At 54.9% G+C, this 1,731-nt stretch carries 2 protein-coding genes; both read right to left on the bottom strand.

All coding sequences use genetic code 11. The features are described 5' to 3' along the window. Nucleotides 1-185 precede the first annotated feature (185 nt). On the bottom strand, nt 186-1,007 hold the full coding sequence (locus ACPGUT_RS16005; RefSeq protein ID WP_423993112.1) for a type VI secretion system-associated protein TagO: 822 nt from the start codon (nt 1,005-1,007) through the stop codon (nt 186-188). Then, a partial coding sequence (locus ACPGUT_RS16000) for a sigma 54-interacting transcriptional regulator (protein WP_423993110.1) occupies nt 986-1,731 on the bottom strand: 746 nt, incomplete at its 5' end. The genes ACPGUT_RS16005 and ACPGUT_RS16000, both read right to left, overlap by 22 nt.

The raw sequence follows: 1,731 nt of genomic DNA, 5'->3' as shown, positions 1-1,731 counted from the left end.
CAACAGGCACAGGGCAACCCAGAAACGCATGTCACCTTCGGCAAAGGGTTGGAAGCTTTTCCAGCGTAGTTTTTCACCGAAGAACCAGACCACCAGGGATCCGATAAAGCTGAGCACCATAATCAGGGGCAGCGGGCTGAGAGATTTTTTCAGAACTTTAAAAATTCGGAACATGGGGGCACCTGTTATTCAGAACTGTTGGACAAAGCCCAGGAACAGTGATGCGCCAGAAGGGGCAACATTTCATCAAGGGCAGCAGTATTAAAGAAAGCGGAACGCAGATTGGAACTATCACCAATCCCGACCTGGGTGATATCAGCCGCACTGATCGCACGGGTCAGGCGGATTGAATCCAGTCCTCGGGCATTTTCGGTGACATAGCCATCGCCGCGCACATGGAACTGGCGCAACTCACGCCCCTCATTTTCCGTGACGCTGTCGTCATAGTGAAACCGCACGGAAGTGGTGCGCGTCGCAAAGGGCTCATACCAGTAGATACGGAAACGGGTAATATCTTTCTGGCAGCTCACCACCAGGGTGGCATCTTCCCCCTGACCCTCAAGACTTTGCAGCGCAAGGAATAGATCCGTGTCATCCTGGTAGGTTTCAGGGTCCACAGTCTCTCCTGCCAGCGTGCGCAAATCCACCTCGCCTTCGTCATCGAAAACCCGCAGGTTGGCCCCGTTGTCCCGTTCCCGCAGAATCATGGCAACGCCGTTCTCACTTACATCCGGGCTGGTCAGAAGACCCGTCAGGAAAGCAATTGCAGGCACAATCTGTGGTGCAGGCTCGGGTTCAGGCTCCGGCGTTACATCTGTGACTTCAGGGCGCGCCAGCACCCTGTCATAGCATTCAAGCCGGCTGAGGCGTTCATTGTCTTCAAAGCAAGGTGTCAGCAGCTCGCGATCAATCGTAACAGCCCCTTCCTGCGCCAGCAGAGGGGGTGCTAGGGCCGCTGAAAATGCGGCCAAAGAAAAAGTGCCAATCAAAGTCCGTATCTTAAACATTTATCTGCCAGTGTTCGTTTCGGAATACCCAGGTTTTTCGCCGCCTGGGCTCGGTTGTTTTCTGCATCAGAAAGTGCGCGGCGGATCAGGTTTGCTTCGTAGCTTTCCACATAAGCTTTCAGATCAGAAGCAGAGGCGACAGCGGATCTGCCATTCACTTTTGCCCCCAGATGTTCCGGCGTAATCACGCCGTCTTGCCGGGCTTGCAGGCTTGCGCGCGTAATCATCGCGCGCAGTTCATGCATGTTGCCCTGTAGTTCCTGGCGCATAAGAAATGCGACACTGCCCGCCGCAAAGCTTAGCCTCTGCTTGCGTTCGCAGGCCACGGCAATCAGGAATTCATGCGCCAGTGTTTCGATATCTTCGGTGCGTTCACGCAGCGGTTGAATGGGGATCCCGATTTGGGCGATCTTATGATACAAAGATGCTGGCACGCCGCTTTCGCTTGGCACATCGGACGGTGCAGAAAATGCAAGCCGAGATGTCAGGTCCACTTCTCGGCTGCTGCCAAGTGGTCGGAAACTGCCAATGTCCAACAAGCGCGAGAGGCTGCCTTGCAGGTCTTCTGATAGCAGATCCACACGGTCAAAATAGATCATGCCATCACCGGTTTCGCGCAACAGCCCACGCCGAGATGTCGCCACCCCCTGAATTGCCCCGCGCTTATGCCCAAACAACTCGGGCGCAAAGCTTTCTGCGGTCAGTGTCGCACAGTTCACATAGG

The sequence above is a fragment of the Halocynthiibacter sp. genome, assembly GCF_049608145.1.
In the GTDB taxonomy this organism is placed as follows: domain Bacteria; phylum Pseudomonadota; class Alphaproteobacteria; order Rhodobacterales; family Rhodobacteraceae; genus Halocynthiibacter.
Note: the sequence above shows the minus strand (reverse complement) of the source record. Positions and strands in the feature narration are given on the sequence as shown.

Bases quoted from the DNA above. Each gene is read 5' to 3' on its own strand.
- ACPGUT_RS16005 (WP_423993112.1), bottom strand. From the start codon at position 1,007: ATGTTTAAGATACGGACTTTGATTGGCACTTTTTCTTTGGCCGCATTT.